Source organism: Microcoleus sp. CAWBG640 (assembly GCF_020883015.1).
Classification (GTDB): domain Bacteria; phylum Cyanobacteriota; class Cyanobacteriia; order Cyanobacteriales; family Microcoleaceae; genus Microcoleus; species Microcoleus anatoxicus.
Genome location: NZ_JAHRFC010000095.1, coordinates 1 through 16,428 on the forward strand (window position 1 = coordinate 1; position 16,428 = coordinate 16,428).

At 42.7% G+C, this 16,428-nt stretch carries 18 protein-coding genes; 4 read left to right on the forward strand and 14 right to left on the reverse strand.

From position 1 onward, the window contains the following. Nucleotides 1-58 precede the first annotated feature (58 nt). On the reverse strand, nt 59-1,552 hold the full coding sequence (locus tag AAFP11_RS26260; protein ID WP_341739673.1) for an NB-ARC domain-containing protein: 1,494 nt from the start codon (nt 1,550-1,552) through the stop codon (nt 59-61). A 283-nt stretch (nt 1,553-1,835) separates the two neighbouring features. Between AAFP11_RS26260 and AAFP11_RS26265 the strand changes: the two genes are divergently transcribed. Beyond that, nucleotides 1,836-2,366, forward strand: a complete 531-nt coding sequence (locus AAFP11_RS26265) for a GNAT family N-acetyltransferase (protein ID WP_341739674.1) — start codon at nt 1,836-1,838, stop codon at nt 2,364-2,366. A gap of 412 nt (nt 2,367-2,778) precedes the next feature. Here AAFP11_RS26265 and AAFP11_RS26270 read toward each other — a convergent pair whose 3' ends face one another. Further along, entirely contained in the window at nt 2,779-3,219 is a 441-nt protein-coding gene (locus tag AAFP11_RS26270; RefSeq protein WP_341739675.1) for a type II toxin-antitoxin system VapC family toxin, read from the reverse strand. After that, entirely contained in the window at nt 3,219-3,491 is a 273-nt protein-coding gene (locus tag AAFP11_RS26275) for a hypothetical protein (protein WP_341739676.1), read from the reverse strand. The genes AAFP11_RS26270 and AAFP11_RS26275 overlap by 1 nt, the downstream gene beginning before the upstream one ends. A 46-nt stretch (nt 3,492-3,537) precedes the next feature. Between AAFP11_RS26275 and AAFP11_RS26280 the strand changes: the two genes are divergently transcribed. Further along, entirely contained in the window at nt 3,538-3,729 is a 192-nt protein-coding gene (locus tag AAFP11_RS26280; protein ID WP_341739677.1) for a hypothetical protein, read from the forward strand. On the opposite strand, the gene AAFP11_RS26285 is transcribed toward AAFP11_RS26280, so the two are convergent. The 8 genes from AAFP11_RS26285 to AAFP11_RS26320 all read right to left on the reverse strand — a co-directional run bounded on the left by AAFP11_RS26285 (nt 3,726) and on the right by AAFP11_RS26320 (nt 12,066). Further along, nucleotides 3,726-4,385 carry an MAE_28990/MAE_18760 family HEPN-like nuclease gene (locus AAFP11_RS26285; protein WP_341739678.1) on the reverse strand — a complete coding sequence of 220 codons (660 nt, stop codon included), beginning with the start codon at nt 4,383-4,385 and terminating at the stop codon, nt 3,726-3,728. The genes AAFP11_RS26280 and AAFP11_RS26285 overlap by 4 nt on opposite strands. Then, nucleotides 4,385-5,506, reverse strand: coding sequence for a DUF262 domain-containing protein (locus AAFP11_RS26290; protein WP_341739679.1), 1,122 nt, complete (start codon nt 5,504-5,506; stop codon nt 4,385-4,387). Before AAFP11_RS26290 ends, AAFP11_RS26285 begins: the two co-directional genes overlap by 1 nt. Nucleotides 5,507-5,670: 164 nt before the next feature. After that, nucleotides 5,671-6,267, reverse strand: coding sequence for a Uma2 family endonuclease (locus AAFP11_RS26295; protein ID WP_341739680.1), 597 nt, complete (start codon nt 6,265-6,267; stop codon nt 5,671-5,673). Nucleotides 6,268-6,368: 101 nt separating this feature from the next. Next, nucleotides 6,369-6,965 (reverse strand): Uma2 family endonuclease, encoded by a 597-nt coding sequence (locus AAFP11_RS26300; RefSeq protein WP_341739681.1) that lies wholly within the window; start codon nt 6,963-6,965, stop codon nt 6,369-6,371. Nucleotides 6,966-7,278: 313 nt separating this feature from the next. Continuing rightward, on the reverse strand, nt 7,279-9,519 hold the full coding sequence (locus AAFP11_RS26305; RefSeq protein WP_341739682.1) for a phosphoketolase: 2,241 nt from the start codon (nt 9,517-9,519) through the stop codon (nt 7,279-7,281). 480 nt (nt 9,520-9,999) lie between these two features. After that, nucleotides 10,000-11,223, reverse strand: coding sequence for a COP23 domain-containing protein (locus AAFP11_RS26310; RefSeq protein WP_341739683.1), 1,224 nt, complete (start codon nt 11,221-11,223; stop codon nt 10,000-10,002). Further along, a complete protein-coding gene (locus tag AAFP11_RS26315; RefSeq protein ID WP_341739684.1) occupies nt 11,223-11,480 on the reverse strand; it encodes a hypothetical protein in 258 nt (85 codons plus the stop codon). The genes AAFP11_RS26310 and AAFP11_RS26315 overlap by 1 nt, the downstream gene beginning before the upstream one ends. Nucleotides 11,481-11,556: 76 nt before the next feature. Next, nucleotides 11,557-12,066, reverse strand: coding sequence for a COP23 domain-containing protein (locus AAFP11_RS26320; protein ID WP_341739685.1), 510 nt, complete (start codon nt 12,064-12,066; stop codon nt 11,557-11,559). Between the two features lie 647 nt (nt 12,067-12,713). Here AAFP11_RS26320 and AAFP11_RS26325 point away from each other — a divergent pair. Both AAFP11_RS26325 and AAFP11_RS26330 read left to right on the forward strand, forming a co-directional pair. Next, nucleotides 12,714-13,325, forward strand: coding sequence for a hypothetical protein (locus AAFP11_RS26325; protein WP_341739686.1), 612 nt, complete (start codon nt 12,714-12,716; stop codon nt 13,323-13,325). Between the two features lie 184 nt (nt 13,326-13,509). Further along, the gene (locus tag AAFP11_RS26330) at nt 13,510-14,886 is read left to right on the forward strand and encodes a cytochrome P450 (RefSeq protein ID WP_341739690.1); all 1,377 of its coding nucleotides are present in this window, start codon (nt 13,510-13,512) and stop codon (nt 14,884-14,886) included. Between the two features lie 577 nt (nt 14,887-15,463). Here the strand turns inward: AAFP11_RS26330 and AAFP11_RS26335 are convergent. From AAFP11_RS26335 to AAFP11_RS26345, 3 genes are all read right to left on the reverse strand, one after another. Next, the gene (locus AAFP11_RS26335; protein ID WP_341739687.1) at nt 15,464-15,751 is read right to left on the reverse strand and encodes a hypothetical protein; all 288 of its coding nucleotides are present in this window, start codon (nt 15,749-15,751) and stop codon (nt 15,464-15,466) included. A gap of 92 nt (nt 15,752-15,843) precedes the next feature. Beyond that, nucleotides 15,844-16,206, reverse strand: a complete 363-nt coding sequence (locus AAFP11_RS26340; RefSeq protein WP_341739688.1) for a hypothetical protein — start codon at nt 16,204-16,206, stop codon at nt 15,844-15,846. Further along, a complete protein-coding gene (locus AAFP11_RS26345; protein WP_341739689.1) occupies nt 16,203-16,346 on the reverse strand; it encodes a hypothetical protein in 144 nt (47 codons plus the stop codon). The genes AAFP11_RS26340 and AAFP11_RS26345 overlap by 4 nt, the downstream gene beginning before the upstream one ends. Between the last annotated feature and the right edge of the window lie 82 nt (nt 16,347-16,428).

The window sequence follows — 16,428 nt, forward strand, 5'->3', positions numbered from 1 at the left end:
AGGAGTTGTCGAGATTTGTGGATTTAACCCAGAAGCGCAAATTTGAGGAGATTACACCTCAGCGTTGGTGGTGGTATTTGGATGTTTTGGCATTGTTGCCGAATTTGAGGAAACAAGAGTTGACAAGCGGTGTTGTTTGAAAAGTTGATTCATTGTCGATGTTTGTTAAGTGCGATAATCGAGTTTTGATATACTGCTTCATTATAGGTGACAAAGTGTAAAAGTTTTCTAGTTGTTCAATCAAGCAGCGCCGCGATAGAGATTGCAGCGCATTTGCCAAATCTGACACCGGGATTGTATCATTTTCAAGTAATTTTGTGCGATCGACTGGCTGGCTTTCTTTCGCCAACAAGGAGATTACTTGTTTTTCTAGTTCCGAAAGGCGATCGAACTGCTGCTGTAAAACATCTTTCAAATCTTCTGGTAACAATATGGTATCATTTGGTAATAACTCAGTCACTGCTCCTCCCAACTCAAGAATCAGAGTCGCCACGCTTTTTAACCATAGGGGATTGCCTTGGTAGCGATGAATGAGAGTTTCACTGTTGTCGCTTTCTGCTAACCCATAATCTCTGAGTATTTCCCGTGCGGCTGCGATGTCTAAACCTTTGAGTTGTAAGGTACGAATGGCAGTATTTTGGTTTTTAACTTGGGTCACTTCTCTGGGTTGTTCCCAACCGATTAACATCAAGCAACTTTGATGGGATAATTTTTCTATTTGTTTGAATAAAGAGCGATATTCTTCGCATTCAGGTTTATACTTTCCTGCAAATTCGCCGCTACAGAAAAGATTGTGAACGTCATCTAAGACTATTAAACAGCGATGGTTTTGCAAATATTTAATCAGCGGTAAGCGTTTCTGGTTTGTTGGGGATGAATCTTGTTTTTCTGAGTTGGAGAAAAGCTGTATTAGGTTAGATTGAAATTTATCTATGGTGGGGAATTCGTCTAGGGTGTACCAAACTGCGTACTCAAACTCGTCTTTGATTTGTTTTACGAGTTGTACTGCTAGGGATGTTTTGCCGATTCCGCTGATGCCAGTGAGGGTGATGAGGCGGCTGTTTTGTTGTAGAATCCAGGTTGTGAGGGTGTGGAGTGAATGGGTGCGATCGTAGAAAGTGCCTAATTCTGGCATCTCGCTTAAATCTTGATGTGGAGTTTCAGGTTGTTTTGTGTTAGATGTTTCTTGATTTGGTGGGGGTTGGTTTGGGATATTTGGTGGGTGTCTAGCTTGTCCGCAAATGTTGAAAATACTGCTCACTACAACATCTTGTGCAAAGTTTACAACATTAGAGTTTTGCAACCTCTCCATTGTGGAGCGAAAATTCGATTTACTGACTTTTTCCCCAAACTCCTCTGAAAGTAATTGCCATAATTCCGATCCGATTTCCCTGATGCGACTTTCAGAACAGTTAAAATCTTTTGCTACTTCTTTGTATGTCTCGCGTTGTAGAGTTCCCCGCAGTACGGCTGCTTGTAAATCGTCAAGGTGCTGACCTGTTTTCTCGAAAACTATGCGATCGGCGAATTTTAACATTTCTTTAAGATTCATCGGAGCCGGGAGATACGAGAGTTTTATGTATTATATCTTATATTTTCCGGCTTTTTGGCACATTTTCGTACAGTTTCGTACAAAAGCAAATTAAAAAAAACTGAATCTGTGGAAAAAATGTCGGCAAAATAGAACATTTTTTAGCTAGACAAATCTTTGTTTGATGTGTAAGAATAGTCCGAGATGAATCAAAATCATCTAAAAATATGAAATCAAACTAATGCTAAATTTATCACCCTCGCTTCTACAACTTTAAATCTAGACCTAGAGGAAATCATAAGAGATGAAACTATTAAAATTTAATGGTAAAAATTCTTATATTAGAGATATTGGAAAATCCAGATATAAAGTCTGGGTAGAAACTGAAGGATATGTAGATCCTAGCATAGCACCTGATGGTTGTTGGTTAGATGAATTAGATGATGATACTGCTATTTATTGGATTGTTAAAGATGGGGACAATATAGCTGCTACGGCTCGATTAAACATTATTTATTCATTAGGAAATCTTCCTCATAAAGAAGAGTTTAGTAATTATGATTTTTCCAAACTTAAGATGCCTTATAGTTTTATGAGCAGGTTGGTTGTTCTAAAAGATTATCGTGGGCGAGGAATTGCTCACAAATTAGATAGAGCTAGGATTTTGGAGAGTCAGGCTCACGGTGCTAAAGCAATATTGTCTTTACCAACTCCCTACCGTGTTTCCTCTTTTCTAAAATTGGGGTTTCAAAATCTAGGCTTGTCTGGTGTGTCTGCTGAAAATATGCCCGATATAAAAATCCAAATGTATGCAATGGTGAAATACTTTCTATGACTCAATTTATTTCGATAATGACCATAGTTTTTACTATTCTTGTAAAATTTATTGGTTTTCCAGACAAAATTAAAAATATTCAGAAGAGAAGAAGTACCGAGGGTGTTAGTTTCTCCTTTTTTTTTCTTAGTCTATTAAGTTACACATTCTGGGTAATTTACGGTTTCCTACGCCAAGACTGGGTTACAATTTTCGGTCAGGGTCTTGGTGTGATCGCATCTGCTATTATTATTTTTCATTTTTATTTGTATAAAAAAAATAATATCTTTTATTAAGAAACCCGGTTTCTCACTCCCACGCGATCGCAGCCTCAAAACAAAGCGCGATCGCCCTTTGTTTTTTCTGATGACCGATCGCCTAAAATGAAAGAGCGATCGCCCTTTCTTGTTTCTGATGAGCGAGATCCTAATAATCATCGCCCCGTCTCTGGAATTTCTCCACCAACAACTACCAATTCCACACCGCAGCGAGTTGCCGCTTGGGCCAAGCGGTTATCAAGTGTGGCGATCGGCAATTCCAATCTTAATGCTAGCTCTAAATAAACTGCATCATAAGCAGCTAAACCTTCTTGTCTTCCTAATACTATAGTTGACGATAGTGCATTACTATCCGTAGCTTCATCAACCTGAATTAACAGCGATTGTAACAAAGTAATAGCCATCTCAGATTGCTCAGTCGTCATGCGGTTGCGTCGCTCGGCAACCAGGAGAGTATTAGCAACTTCTAGCGACCAAATTCCCGGTACAAATGCTTCGCAATCCGGCATCATCGCGAGTATAGCATTGGCATAATCGTTATCTTCATCCACTAAGCACCAACTGATTGCTACAGAACAATCCAATATAAACTGCATTAGAACCTGCGCCCTTCTTCTATCATTTCGCGGATTGAGCTTTTATCCAAAGCAATTTCTTGTCGCAGTTGTAGCATTCTAGCAATTGCTGCTTGAATAGATTGTTTAGTAGTCAGTTGTCCCCAAGCGTTATACTTCGGTTTAACTTCCTCCGATGGTAGATGCTGTACAACTACTACCACTTCAACAGAAGTATCTTTAAACTCAGCGGGCATTTGGAGAAGCAATATGCCATCGGTTCCAATATGCGATCGCAGTTTCATTGTTTCCATGTCAGACTCCAGAAACTTCGAGCAATTCTAGTTTACCTCAAAGCTGTTGGCTTTTACCAGTATCTTGACCGATCGCATAGGTGCTATTGAATGGGAAGGATCTCGCCCCTCGCAGCAAATACCAAACAGTGCGATGATTGTACGGGTAGCGATCGCCCGCAGAGTGCATCAAGAGCGATCGCCCTTCGCAGCAAATACCAAACACTGCGATAATTGTACCGAGAGCGATCGCCTCTAAGGTGAATTCCGCATAAAATCCTTATTAACAGCAGCATTTTCTATCTGATTACGAAATACATCAAGCATTCCCATAATTTCTGTGTGTAACTCTATATACTCTTCTCTGTCAACCGTCAAATAGTTACCATGTGCAATTTCGTTTCTTGTTTTCAAAAGCTTAATATCGATTAACACGGACTTAGTAGAGTAAACCGAAAAGTCTATTCCCAGAGTACAAGTTATTTCCTTCAAAATGTCAGAAGACAGATTGGATGCAGTAGAAATTGCATCTTTGTCTTTGTATGGCAAAGAGCATTTAGTATTTAAGTTAGAAAGGAAGAAATCACAAACAGGTATATATAATGATGGTTTATTGGTGTCTCTAGCCTCATTCAATTTTGTCTTCATTGCCAGAGCTAGAAAATTGCTACTAAGCTGATCGTAGCGAAGCTTTTGCATCGCAACATACTCTAGGTAACTATTTGATGCTAATTTGACAAAACCTTCCCAATGAGCATAGAGAATACATATTCCACTCCGAATCAACGCATTATGCCTTTGAGGAGAAACATTTCTCGCTTCTACCAAGGATTTGAGTTCGGAAAGTTCCTTCTTTCGCCAAGCAAGATCATCTGAAAGTTTATCACTTAATTCTTCAGCAGTTCGGATACTCATTAGGGGGAAAATACTTCTCTACCAAGCGGAATCAGGTAAGGTAAACGTCTTGCAGCATTCACTCCTGCTCCCGACCATTTTTGATACGTCGGATTTGACCAAATACTTTTTATACGCTCGGATATTTGGTTTATTTGAGGTATAATTTTATAGTGATATCCGATTCCCAAAGCTACCACTTCATATGCGGATAATAGAAAACCACCAAGGAACCTGTCTTGTTCGGATTTATATCTCTTGAAACTATCATCACCTGTAGTTTCATTCAGAAGATCGAATGTTGTTTTGAATGCAGTTTCTATATGCTGATAATCTAATTTTTTATTAAGAGCCATTTCACGCATTTTGTCGGTCAGAAAAACGCTAACATCACCACCCAATTTTTGAAGGCTTATCTCATCTTGATCGAATAGAAGTATGAAACGCAATACTAACTCCATATCATACTGCTCTTCATAAAGCCTATCACTTAAAGCCGTACATTTTTTGAATGATTCATAATCTGCCAGCGTTCGCATCAATTGATATAAATTTTTATTCAACATCAAAAGAATGCAATTTCTCACTTCTTGAGGTGTAGCAACTGAACCTCCTGTGTTCAGTCGTTGAAATAGCTCATATTTAATCATTTCATCGCTTTCTTTCTCAACAATATTGACAGCTATTTTTGAGCGCTTAATCAATAAACGCTGTGTTTGAGTGAAAGAATTATCTTTGTCATTTGGATCGTCCCATTTTTTACCTTCTAAAGAAGCTAAGTATGTAGTTTTTTCTAGAGCTACTGGATGTGCATTGTTTTCTGATTCATCTTTTTCTGATTCATCTTTTTTCAAAAGACCGACAAATTCATATATTGTTGATAGTCTCTGAACACCATCTACAACATCCCAAACACCATCATCTCTTTGGCTCACAAAAATTGGCGGAATAGGTATACCTAGCAAGATTGATTCTATGAAGGTTGATTTTTGATGATCTGACCAACGGAAAAATCTCTGAAAATCTGGATGAATATCAATCTCACTCCTCTCATAAAGACTAATCCACTCTCCAATAGACATTGAGTAGCCATCAGTCCGAATTTCTTGCCTTGTTTTGTCAATCTCATCTTGCAGGGACATAGTTCAATGTGTATTAAATGTTGTTATGTATAACCATTTTTGTAGAATAGGGATACTTAGCCATTCTACTGTGTTCCGTTGCGCCTGACAAAAAGTCAGTCTTTAACCATGTAGATTATACCATATCAAACGATTTCTTGCGTAAGTCTGATTAATTAACCAAATTACTGCGGACGAATCCCATTCAAAAACTCCGTCCTTGCCTCAATTATTGAAGGCATTAAAACGCAACGCACCAACAATTCTAAATCCAACTCTGGCAACAACTCACTTCTGGAAACTTGCTCATAATTATCCTCACGCAACCCATAAACAGACAACTGATTATTTTCCCAAAACCAGACTTCAGGAATGCGAAGTCGCAGATATTTAGCTAGTTTATTTGTACTACCGCTAGTAATCGTCACTTCTATTGCTAAATCGGGATGTTCTTTCTTCTCATCTATATAATAAGACTCGTCTGGTTCAAAGGAAACATCTTTGGCTCGATTTCGGCGAGTCGCACTACCTACAGGAAAAAATGTAATTCCGAACTCACAAAAGTATGCTTCCAGCAATATAGCGATCGCCTTTTTAAAGCTTTCATGTGCTTCACCCAATGTCATAAACTCAATCCACCCATCAAGATAAGTTATCCGCAAACCAGAAGAGTCTGCCATCAAAGATTCTAGAGCCTCAAATTGCTCCCAACTATAATAACCAGGGAGAACAAATCGCTGTTCGGCAAGGGAAACTATTTCTTCTAAAAGTTGTGCTGTCATAGATATAACCATCTTACTTTAATATTGCTAGCCCTTATCTGGTATAACCCTGGTAGAACATGAAATCGTATTCAAAACTTAGCGAACAAAGTCAATCGATCTTACTGCGGTCTAATCCCATTCAGAAACTCCGTCCTTGCCTCAATCCTTGAAGGCATTAAAACGCAACGCACCAACAATTCTAAATCCAACTCTGGCAACAACTCACTTCTTGAAACTTGCTCATAATTATCCTCGCGCAGCCCATAAACATCAAGCCGATTATTTTCCCAAAACCAGACTTCAGGAATGCGAATTCGCAAATACTTAGCTAGTTTATTTGTACTACCGCTAGTAATCGTCACCTCCACTGCTAAATCTGGATGTTCTTTCTTTTCACCTATATAATAAGACTCGTCAGGTTCAAAGGAAACATCTTTTTCTTGATTTCTGCGAGTTGCGCTTCCTACAGGAATATATTCAATTCCCATTTCACAAAAGTAGAGTTGTAGCAAAAAATTAAGAATACAACTAATTGTCTCATGTGCTTCGCCCAGTGTCATAAACTCTATCCACCCATCAAGATAAGTTATCCGCAAACCAGAAGAGTCTGCCATCAAAGATTCTAGAGCCTCAAATTGCTCCCAACTATAATAACTGGGGAGAACAAATCGCTGTTCCCCAAGCGTACCTATTTCTTCTAAAAGTTGTGCAGTCACAGGTATCACCATCCTATTTTAAATATTACTAACCCCTACCTAGTATAGCATTCGCCAAGGCGCTTTGTTTCTTGCTCCCTGAGCGGAGTCGAAGGGAGTCTCTCACATTCTAGCTTAATCAGTCTTCGACGCACTCACCTAAAAAAACCCGGTTTCTTCCAAAAATCATCGCTTTTTCCATAAATATTGATGCAGAAACCGGGTTTTTGGCCACCAGTCTAGGACTGAACCTAAAAAACCCAGTTTCTCGCGATATTCGTCAACCTAAAATGACACAATTACCTTAAGAAACCGGGTTTTTGCCTAAGTCTTATTAATGCACTAACTCGATCGCCCTTTTAGTCAACGCCTCAGCAGTCAACCCATTAAACGCCATCAATTGACCAGCACTAGCAGTAGTTTCCCCCCGCTTCCAAGCGAAAGTATCCCGCCGACAATTGCTGCGTAGCATCACAGGCTCCAACATCCCAGAAGCACCGCCTATCACGCCAACTAAGGCATCTCCGCCAAACATTTCGGCAAATTTGTCATCGCTCAAAAAGCCACCGTCAGCCTCGGAACAAGTATCCCAAGCCACATCAGTTGGGCGGTACAAACGGCGCGGATTGATAATAGAAACAATCCGCGAACCAACACCTGATTTTTCCAAAGATGCCGCTGCTTCAAACACCGGAATCAAACTCATATCGCCAATTACAGCAAATACAACCTTCTTACTCCCCCCTTGATTAAGGGGGGTTTGGGGGGGTTCGATTTCTTGCAACACGATCGCACCATCTTCCAAACCTTGGCGCGTCTGGGCAAAAGTAGTCCGAATTGGCAATGGCGACTTACTCGCAGTAATCACAATTCCCTTATTCTTCGCAGTCAAAGCCCAATCGTAACAAGCTTGAATGCTGTTAGCATCGGGTGGGAACAAAGGAAACACATTCCCATTCCGCATCATTGCCGCAAAATAAGCCTCAATTTCCGGGCGTTGGTGCGTCCAACCATTGCGGCCTTGTTCTAAAGCACCGGCAGTAAATAAGGTGACAGTAGCTGGAGTTGGACGACGCAATTCTGCCATTGCTTGGGTGACTGTTTGCCAAATTGGTAAACCATTGATGGCAAAAGATTCGTAGGAACACCACAAAGTCCGCGCGCCGAATAAGCACAAACCTACGGCTAAACCTGCACAAGCATCTTCACTCAAAGGTTCGTAAACTTGACCGTTTGGCGATTGATTGTACAGGTCATCTGTGGTTGGGTGAATGATTTTCAGGGCTTGGTTGATGTTGGCAATTCCTGATGCTTCGTTGCCATCTGCATTGGTGACTACAAAAGTGCGATCGCGCTCACCGACTTTTCCTACCAAACGTCCCATTGCTGTTGTCGAAACCTTAGCTTCTCCACCAACTGCAAATTCCTCCAAAGGCAATTCACCTAAATCTGCCAGTGGCAATTCAAACTCAGTCACAACAGTTTTCGCAGCAGGCCCGCCGCCCGCGCGTTCAGCATTTGTCCGCACTAATTGCCAAGCTTCCACAGTCAAAGCGCGCTGTTTTAAAGCACTGACAATGTGCGGTGCATCGAGGGTATCTTTGGGATAAAGGTTGTGCGATTTGGCTCCAAGCGCGTGGACACCTGCACCTTTCAACTGTTTGATGATAAACACAGTTAATTTGCCGCCAAGAGCAGATTTTGCAGCTTTGTCAACGCCTTGTAAAACAGCTTTGGTAAATGCCATGCGCTGTTCTAGGGAAAAAGCTGTGCTGTCAACATAATCTCCGGGTTGATTTTTATCATCAAATTCCTTAGCGTCAACTAAGATGATTTCTTCAAAACCATTTCCTTGCCAATAAGCAATCATTTCCGCATTGGTTTTAGTCGAAACCATGCTATGATGTTCCTGAGAAAATCCGTTCCAAACTAACACAGGCAAAAAGTTAGTAACACTCGGATAAGCAGTGTGAAAATGCCCCATGCTGCTCATCGGATAGGGTTCGCCCATGCCGCCGTCGCCCATTGTGAAAGCAAACAGTTTGTCGCGGTGCAAAAGTGCTCCTGACATGGCAAAATGCTGTCCTTGTCCGAGGGGACCTGCGGGTGCTAAAAGACCTGGAATAAAGCCGGAAAGATGTCCTAACAAACCGTCTTTTTCTCGGAATTTGTCGCGCATTTGCTGCACGTTGACAATTTCCATGTCTTCTAAAGAGCGATCGAGAAACATGGCACTGTAAAAGCCGGGGGCGTGATGCCCGACTTCGGTGACAATATTCTTGTGTCCTAGCATCACCAAAGCTGCGTAGGCCTCGGCTTGGCTAGCAAATCCCCCCGGATGTCCAGAGGCCTTGCTGGCTGTTACTTGCAGCGTCAGGTAGCGCAGGGCATCAGCAGCGAGCATGGTTTGAAAGACGGCGGCGGGATCGGCTGGATCGGCGATCGATTTGCTTCCGCTGGCGATCGCAGGTACTTTCCCGTAAGTCTCAAAACCAGCCACTGTATCGGAAAAATATTGAATGCCTTCGCAAAAAGCGGGCGTTGTTGACGTTGCCTTCGGGGTAGTTGCTGTCATGCTTGATACCTGAAAAATTTCAATTAGATCGATGTAACAGTAATTTTATAGCTTCCGTGTTCCCAAAAATCATCAATTCTATTATGTCTATCATAAATAACTTAAATTTTTCCCATCTAAAATTACATTTATCAACTATTTAAATAATATAATGCTCCCCAAAAATACCGTAAAATAATTCAATTTGATAAAATTTAGATTAAATTATCAGGCGAATTTGGTCAACTCATATCATTTCCGGTTACACCGTCAGGTGATGTTGACAGTTGACGGTTGACGGTTGACAGTGAACAGTGAACAGTGAACTCGAATTTACTATTCCGATGAAGAGAGGATTTGATATTATATAAAATCCTCTCTTCATCGTCCTGTATTAAACTCTCTCTTCTCTTGCTTCGCGTACTTCGCGCCTTCGCGGTTAAATCACCTGACGATACCACCGGAATTGATATCACGGATATTTAATTAAGGTTCCCTAGTCTATTCCAGCCGTTCTTTAACATCAATATAAGGTATAGTCCCGCTTTCAAAAATAGAAGGCTGAGCTTTTTGATTCGCCAGCCACACAAAGAAACTGCTGAGGGCAGGAATCGGATCTTGATCGCGACGTAGGGTGTAGATCAAACCTTCGCAAGGTCCATTAACGCGACTACTCGTGCAAATCGCTTTCTGGTTATTTACCATACCTACAGTCACATAATTTAGCTGTTGGTTGCGACTGTAATTTTCTAGGCGCTGAGTCACTTGTCGGCAACGAGTTAGAGGATCGTAGCCAGAATTAGCAAAAAAATTAGAATTCCACCGAATCCAAGTCTCCCTAATCCCTGCGGGATTTTGATACACTGTCATCGGTTCTCCTGTCGATGTATCACACAAAAATCCCCCCGGCCTCATGTTCGGTTGGTTTTGGTTAGAAACGCGGTTCATAGAAAGACTGCTGAGAATATCCAAGCTGTTAAGCTTATTTTGTGATAGTAACCCCAGAAAAATATCGATCGGAATTCCTGAATTTAATCCCGTTTTAATCTCTTCACTCTGACCGTTCCACGGGCTAGTCACAGTGCCCACAGTATCTCCTTGACCGTGAATTCCCACAATTTTGCCATCAACATCAAATACAGGTCCCCCACTCATGCCTCGCCTAGTCACAGCTTGATAGCGCAGTCTGTAACCCGATGAAGCGCGACGATCGAGCCGAGAAGAGATAATACCAGCAGTAAACTCCAGTTTTTTTTCCACTCCAGAGGCAATGGGTAGCGGATAGCCAGCAACATAAATAGGAGAACCGACAACTGCACTTTGTGACTCTCCCATTGGTGCTACTGGATACTGTTCTTGGCTCTGAAATTGTAGCAGCGCTAAGTCTATATCTCTGTCATTTTTCGGTAGCCGTTGTATTCGGATGACAGCATAATCTTTCTCCAAATGAGTGCGAATACTGTATTTTTGGGCCTGGCTTGCTACCACATGATTAGCTGTCAAAACAGTGTAAATATTACCCTGTTTCGCAATAATTACTCCTGAGCCACTACCCGCAAAACCCATGGTGTTGTTGACTTCCACAGTTGTCAACATCGCTAACTGGGCAATTTCTTGGGATGTTTTGGCGCTGGCAGTATATTGTCCGATGACCACCTGTGCCACCGTTAATGCACCCGTCAAGATGATTGTCAGTGCGTCAAACCGCAAACTCCACACATTCATCAGTAACTCCCTAGATGAAACGAGGCTAACTGCAAATATATACTGATGGGAATTCCCCAACTAGATTTAACCATTTTCTCCAATAATTCCGGCGTTGGTTCGCTTCCATCTTCAAAAGCATAGACACCAAAATTTGGATCTCGATACTTGCCCCGACCGTTAATCCCAACTAACAAACCTTTGGCATTAAAAATCGGACTACCACTCATACCAATTTTAACCTCATTTGTATAACCCAAGCTATAGCCTTGGGTCAAAGATTTCGGTAGCACTAGGGAAAGGGAGAAGGGAGTCTGGGGAAAAAAGGGGCTGTTGCGAACCCTCCTCAGTGTTTTATCTTAGCTTTTCCATCACATCTATGTAAGGAATTTTACTGCTTTCATTGGTAGATGGCATCTCAACTTGTCCTTGGCGCCAAGCCAACAAGTTATACAGAGATGCGATCGGATCTTGGCCTCGCCTAAGAGTATAAATCAAATTTTGGCACACACCATTGACTTGATTAGCTGTGCAAATTACGTTTTGACCATTCATCACACCAACAGTAATGTACTTGAGCTGCCGATTGCGACGATAGGTTTCGAGGCGTTGGCTGACTAATTGACACCGAGTTGTCGGATTGTAGCCAGAACCGGAAAAGTAATCCGAAGCCCACTCGATCCAAGGCTCGATCGCACCTTGAGGGTTTTGGTACACCGTCATCGGCACGCCGGTAGAGGTGCTACACCAAAATCTGCTTTCTCCCAGGGTCGGCCTAGCGTGACTGGGTTGAGAAATAACCGTCAGACTACAGAGGGCGATCGCCGTTGCGCCCAAAACTTTTGTGAATAATTGCTGTTTCACGATCATCTCACTCTCATTGATGGCATTCGGCACAAAAATTACCAAATGCTGGGTTTACTTCCTTGACGCACCCACTCAAATCAAATCAGCTTGCATCGGAATTATGTTTTTTAGTCCTGGATGCATAAATACCAAAGGCTCTTCGACACTTCGACTACGCACGCCTGTGACACCACGCTTCGTTACAGAATAAACTCCGCCGAAGTGTTCACTCCTAGTTAAAGGCCCGGCGTGCACTAAGTCCATCCATCAAACCCGGTTTCTGTATCCAGGACTATTTTTCAGGTCGCAATTTTGTGGAGTCAAACTTAGGCTTTCCCTTTCGCGAAAAAGCGTAGCAACCTCCAACCTTGGAATTGCTCTGTTGTTGTTACAACGGCACATGACACCACTGAAAAAGTATTTGAAATCGCTTGCGATCCTGGCCACAAGCTTTACCCGTTAGGTCTGGTAGATTTGCCCTGGGGGGGTATTGTACATCACCAAATTTAACACTAATATTGTGTAATAAACAAGCACTTTCAATTTATTTTCATCTCCGTATTACGGATACCAGAAAATACTTCTAAGTGTAATCAGGGATTAAATGCTTTCTACCACCAAAAGTCTCCCTCAATACACGGACGTTTTGTTGCGTATTAAAAACTATGAACCGTATCTATACAGAGTTGGGGTATTTAGCAATCGGATTAATGACATTCTGCCTCTTCAGTTGTTCGACGATCTCTGATGCAGCGAACTCAGGGGAAAACCAGGATCTACCGCCAACTATCAACCGTAAGTTCGGACACATAAAGCAGACGCGCCATCAAATTGAGGCCACATCGAACCAAGTGGTGCAGCAATTTAGTCCTGTTCCTCCAGTTTTAGCCACTGGAACCACAGAATTAGACAGCACCGTCACAGTAACGGTCTATAAAGTAGACAATAATTGTAAAAGTCTCCACCCGGAAACAGTTACAGGCCCAGACAACCAGCTAATGTCATCTGCTGTGAATGAAGTGTTAAAACAGCAGGTGTTTACGAGTCTAGGTTTGGTTGGTTATCGACTTAGAATCGATCGCACTCTGGGTGTCGCCACCGTAGATTTACGAACATCAGGGAACGACCGACAAAAATTGCAAAATTTGTCTAGTTGTCAAATGTTAAGTTTGTTCGGCGGCGTGCGCCAAACCTTAACCAGTTATGCTCCTTGGCAAATTAAAACTGTTCGTTTTACAGAGCTTGGAGAGGATATTTTGAACACAGTTCGAGAATAAGCCCGCGCCAGCACCCCAACTATCAGCAAGTTTAGTTGGGGCTTCTCAGAAAAATAATAATTAAAAAGGTCTTATTCCCGCTCCTAACCACAAGCCCGCCTATCCATCTGAGTCGTTTAATTTAAAATTTAAAATCTAAAATATAAAATATACAAATCAGATGACCAACCCCCTGGTAATTCCCATGACACTACCTAACGGCCCGAAAACTCTGCCCTTTATGCAGCTAATTCAATGGATTGCCGATCCGTTAACATACATGGATAAATGTGCTAAGCAATACGGGGACATTTTTACAACCCAATGGGGCAGCCTGGAACCCTTCGTGATGGTCAGTCACCCGGAAGCGGTGCAGTTCATGCTCAACAGTAGCGCTTTTGAAGCTCCAGGCAGCCTGAACAGCATCCTAAAACCCTTACTGGGAGAACAATCCATGATTATCCTCTCCGGCGAGAAGCACAAACGCGAGCGTCAATTATTGATGCCTCCTTTTCACGGGGAACGGATGCGCAACTACGGGCAGCAAATTTGCGATATTGCTTTAGATGTTGCCAGCAAATGGTCCGTAGATCGACCTTTTTTCGCCCGCAGCGCCATGCAGGAAGTCACCATGCGGGTAATCTTACAGGCGGTTTTTGGCTTGGATGACGGCCCGCGATTGCAACAAATCAGGCCCTTACTTGCCTCAATTCTCGATATGACTGGTTCTCCTGTGCGATCGAGTATGCTATTTTTCAACTGGATGCAGCAAGATTGGGGTCCCTGGAGTCCTTGGGGACGAATGAAACAGCGCCAACGACAAATCAACGAACTAATCTATGCTGAAATAGCCGAACGCAGAGACCAACCAGATGCCAGCCGTACCGACATTCTCAGCTTAATGATGGCAGCCCGCGACGAAAACGGGCAACCGATGACCGATGAAGAATTGCGCGACGAGTTGATGACACTGCTGTTTGCCGGCCACGAAACCACCGCCACAGCCCTAGCTTGGGCATTTTACTGGATTCACAGTTTGCCATCGGTGCGCCACAAACTGCTGCAAGAATTAGACAGTTTGGGGGAAAATCCCGACCCGATGGAGATTTTCCGCTTGCCCTACCTGAGTGCAGTTTGTCAAGAGACGCTGCGGATTTATCCGGTGGGAATGCTCACCTTTCCGCGAGTAGTCAATTCCCCTGTGGAACTCATGGGATATCAATTAGAGCCTGGTACGGCTGTGGTCGGCTCGATTTATTTAACCCACCGTCGCGAAGATTTGTATCCAGAACCGCTGCAATTTAAACCAGAACGGTTTTTGGAGAGGCAATTCTCCCCTTACGAGTATGTCCCTTTTGGAGGGGGAAGCAGGCGCTGCATCGGCATGGCCCTGGCGCAGTTGGAGATGAAACTGGTGTTAGCACAAATTTTGCGCGATTTCGACCTAGTATTAGCCCAGAACAAGCCTGTGCAACCAAAGCGTCGAGGGGTGACTTTAGGCCCAGCCGGCGGTGTGCCGATGGTGATGACTGGGCGGCGGCAGCGGCAGCAGATACCTGAACCTGTTGTCAGCGGGGTTTGAAACTATAAATTAATTTCGAGACCAAACTACCCATAACTTACTGTTTGGGTGGTTTTTCTCTTCCCCGGATTCCATCGCATCACCCTCGACTATTACACCTAATTCTTGTTGTTTTTTGTTCTAACCATTGAATAGCTGTTTCCGTCAAATTAAAATTTCCAGTTTAAAATAGTTTCAGCCTTGCAAAGACAGGATCAAAGCAAAAGTGGGCGATTGCAATAGCCCTCTTGATCGATCGAAAACCTCACTGCCATAATCTAAAAACATATGCATACCCTGTTATTCAGCAAGGGCGGAAGCGTGTGGGCATTGCCTGCTATCTTTCGCCCTCTTTATTTTTTAGAACGCAGAAGGAAGAAAGTCCTTCGACCCTTTGACCCTTCGACTGCGTTTATGCTGAGGGAAACGGCACTCTGAGTCATGAAGTGGCGCTAGGCGCGTGGGTAGTCGAAGGGCTTTGCGTCGCTTCGCGGGCCCAACCGAGTCAGGAAAAAGCAAGATTCTCCCCATTCTCCCCATTTCCAGTTGTGCAAAAAACAACTAATCTATTCTTAAACAAACTCTTTCTATCACTCAATTAATCTTCAGTTTTGAGAAATTCTGATACGGAAACTGACTTCGGCAGATTCTCTATATCTTGAATTTCGCTCTCGTGGGCAAAAAACTCCACTTCTTTATCGTCAATCTGGATCTGATAGCTAGCGGTAGCAGTCACAATGCGTCGCTTTTTTTTATCTTCTACTAACACCCAACACACCACAGGTCTTACCCACCTCTCAATGTGCTGGCTTTGCTTGGTACTGCCAAAGGCATACCAACCCTTCGCTTCAATAATTTGAAGCACTTTAAAATCATGATTTGCCATAAATATCTCGATCGCGCCAACTTCACTATTACTGCTTGATCAAACCTATGTAAACTTATGTGACATACTCCCACATCAAATCTGAGTACAGATTATGATGTGGGCTTCTTAACAGCCCGATGAAGGGTATGTAAGATTTCCTTCTGGTACGCTTTATCCATAGTTCCTACTATAGAAAGATTCCCACTAGGGCGTTTTATACTGGGGAAAATGTCCAACCCCAGTCTTTTTAGGTTAATCGCAGCATTAAGATCGCGATCGACCATCAAAGAATTTTGCTCGTCCCAATACTCTCGAATATTGCAGTCGGTGAAAACCATTTCATTCCGATAACACAGAAGCATTGAGGTGTAAGCAGGTTTTTGTGAAACGACGACTGCCCCAGTTTTTTCTCCTATGTAGCTCAGCGTCGTAAAAAATTGCCCAAAAGCTGCATCCAGCCAGGATTTATTCAATCCAGATTTAGCGGATTGCCCATTTGGTTGAGAGCTAGCTTTTGATTAGTGTCGGGATAGAACTTGTACTGATATGTCGCCTTCATTGAATTGCCGTTTTTTGTTAGTATTATTTTACCAGGATTTGTTGGTCTCGTCATCCATCCGCCCACTCCTCAAAGCTATGCTTTGAGATTGTGAACAGATGGAATCCTCACCTCACACGCCTTTCATCCCACACTA

What these genes read in the sequence shown, in the direction of transcription:
- AAFP11_RS26285 (WP_341739678.1), bottom strand. Translation starts at nt 4,385, where the DNA reads ATGAGTATCCGAACTGCTGAAGAATTAAGTGATAAACTTTCAGATGAT.
- AAFP11_RS26345 (WP_341739689.1), bottom strand. Translation starts at nt 16,346, where the DNA reads ATGACGAGACCAACAAATCCTGGTAAAATAATACTAACAAAAAACGGC.
- AAFP11_RS26305 (WP_341739682.1), bottom strand. Translation starts at nt 9,519, where the DNA reads ATGACAGCAACTACCCCGAAGGCAACGTCAACAACGCCCGCTTTTTGC.
- AAFP11_RS26325 (WP_341739686.1), top strand. Translation starts at nt 12,714, where the DNA reads ATGAACCGTATCTATACAGAGTTGGGGTATTTAGCAATCGGATTAATG.
- AAFP11_RS26260 (WP_341739673.1), bottom strand. Translation starts at nt 1,552, where the DNA reads ATGAATCTTAAAGAAATGTTAAAATTCGCCGATCGCATAGTTTTCGAG.
- AAFP11_RS26275 (WP_341739676.1), bottom strand. Translation starts at nt 3,491, where the DNA reads ATGGAAACAATGAAACTGCGATCGCATATTGGAACCGATGGCATATTG.
- AAFP11_RS26295 (WP_341739680.1), bottom strand. Translation starts at nt 6,267, where the DNA reads ATGACAGCACAACTTTTAGAAGAAATAGTTTCCCTTGCCGAACAGCGA.
- AAFP11_RS26330 (WP_341739690.1), top strand. Translation starts at nt 13,510, where the DNA reads ATGACACTACCTAACGGCCCGAAAACTCTGCCCTTTATGCAGCTAATT.
- AAFP11_RS26270 (WP_341739675.1), bottom strand. Translation starts at nt 3,219, where the DNA reads ATGCAGTTTATATTGGATTGTTCTGTAGCAATCAGTTGGTGCTTAGTG.
- AAFP11_RS26290 (WP_341739679.1), bottom strand. Translation starts at nt 5,506, where the DNA reads ATGTCCCTGCAAGATGAGATTGACAAAACAAGGCAAGAAATTCGGACT.
- AAFP11_RS26265 (WP_341739674.1), top strand. Translation starts at nt 1,836, where the DNA reads ATGAAACTATTAAAATTTAATGGTAAAAATTCTTATATTAGAGATATT.
- AAFP11_RS26310 (WP_341739683.1), bottom strand. Translation starts at nt 11,223, where the DNA reads ATGAATGTGTGGAGTTTGCGGTTTGACGCACTGACAATCATCTTGACG.
- AAFP11_RS26335 (WP_341739687.1), bottom strand. Translation starts at nt 15,751, where the DNA reads ATGGCAAATCATGATTTTAAAGTGCTTCAAATTATTGAAGCGAAGGGT.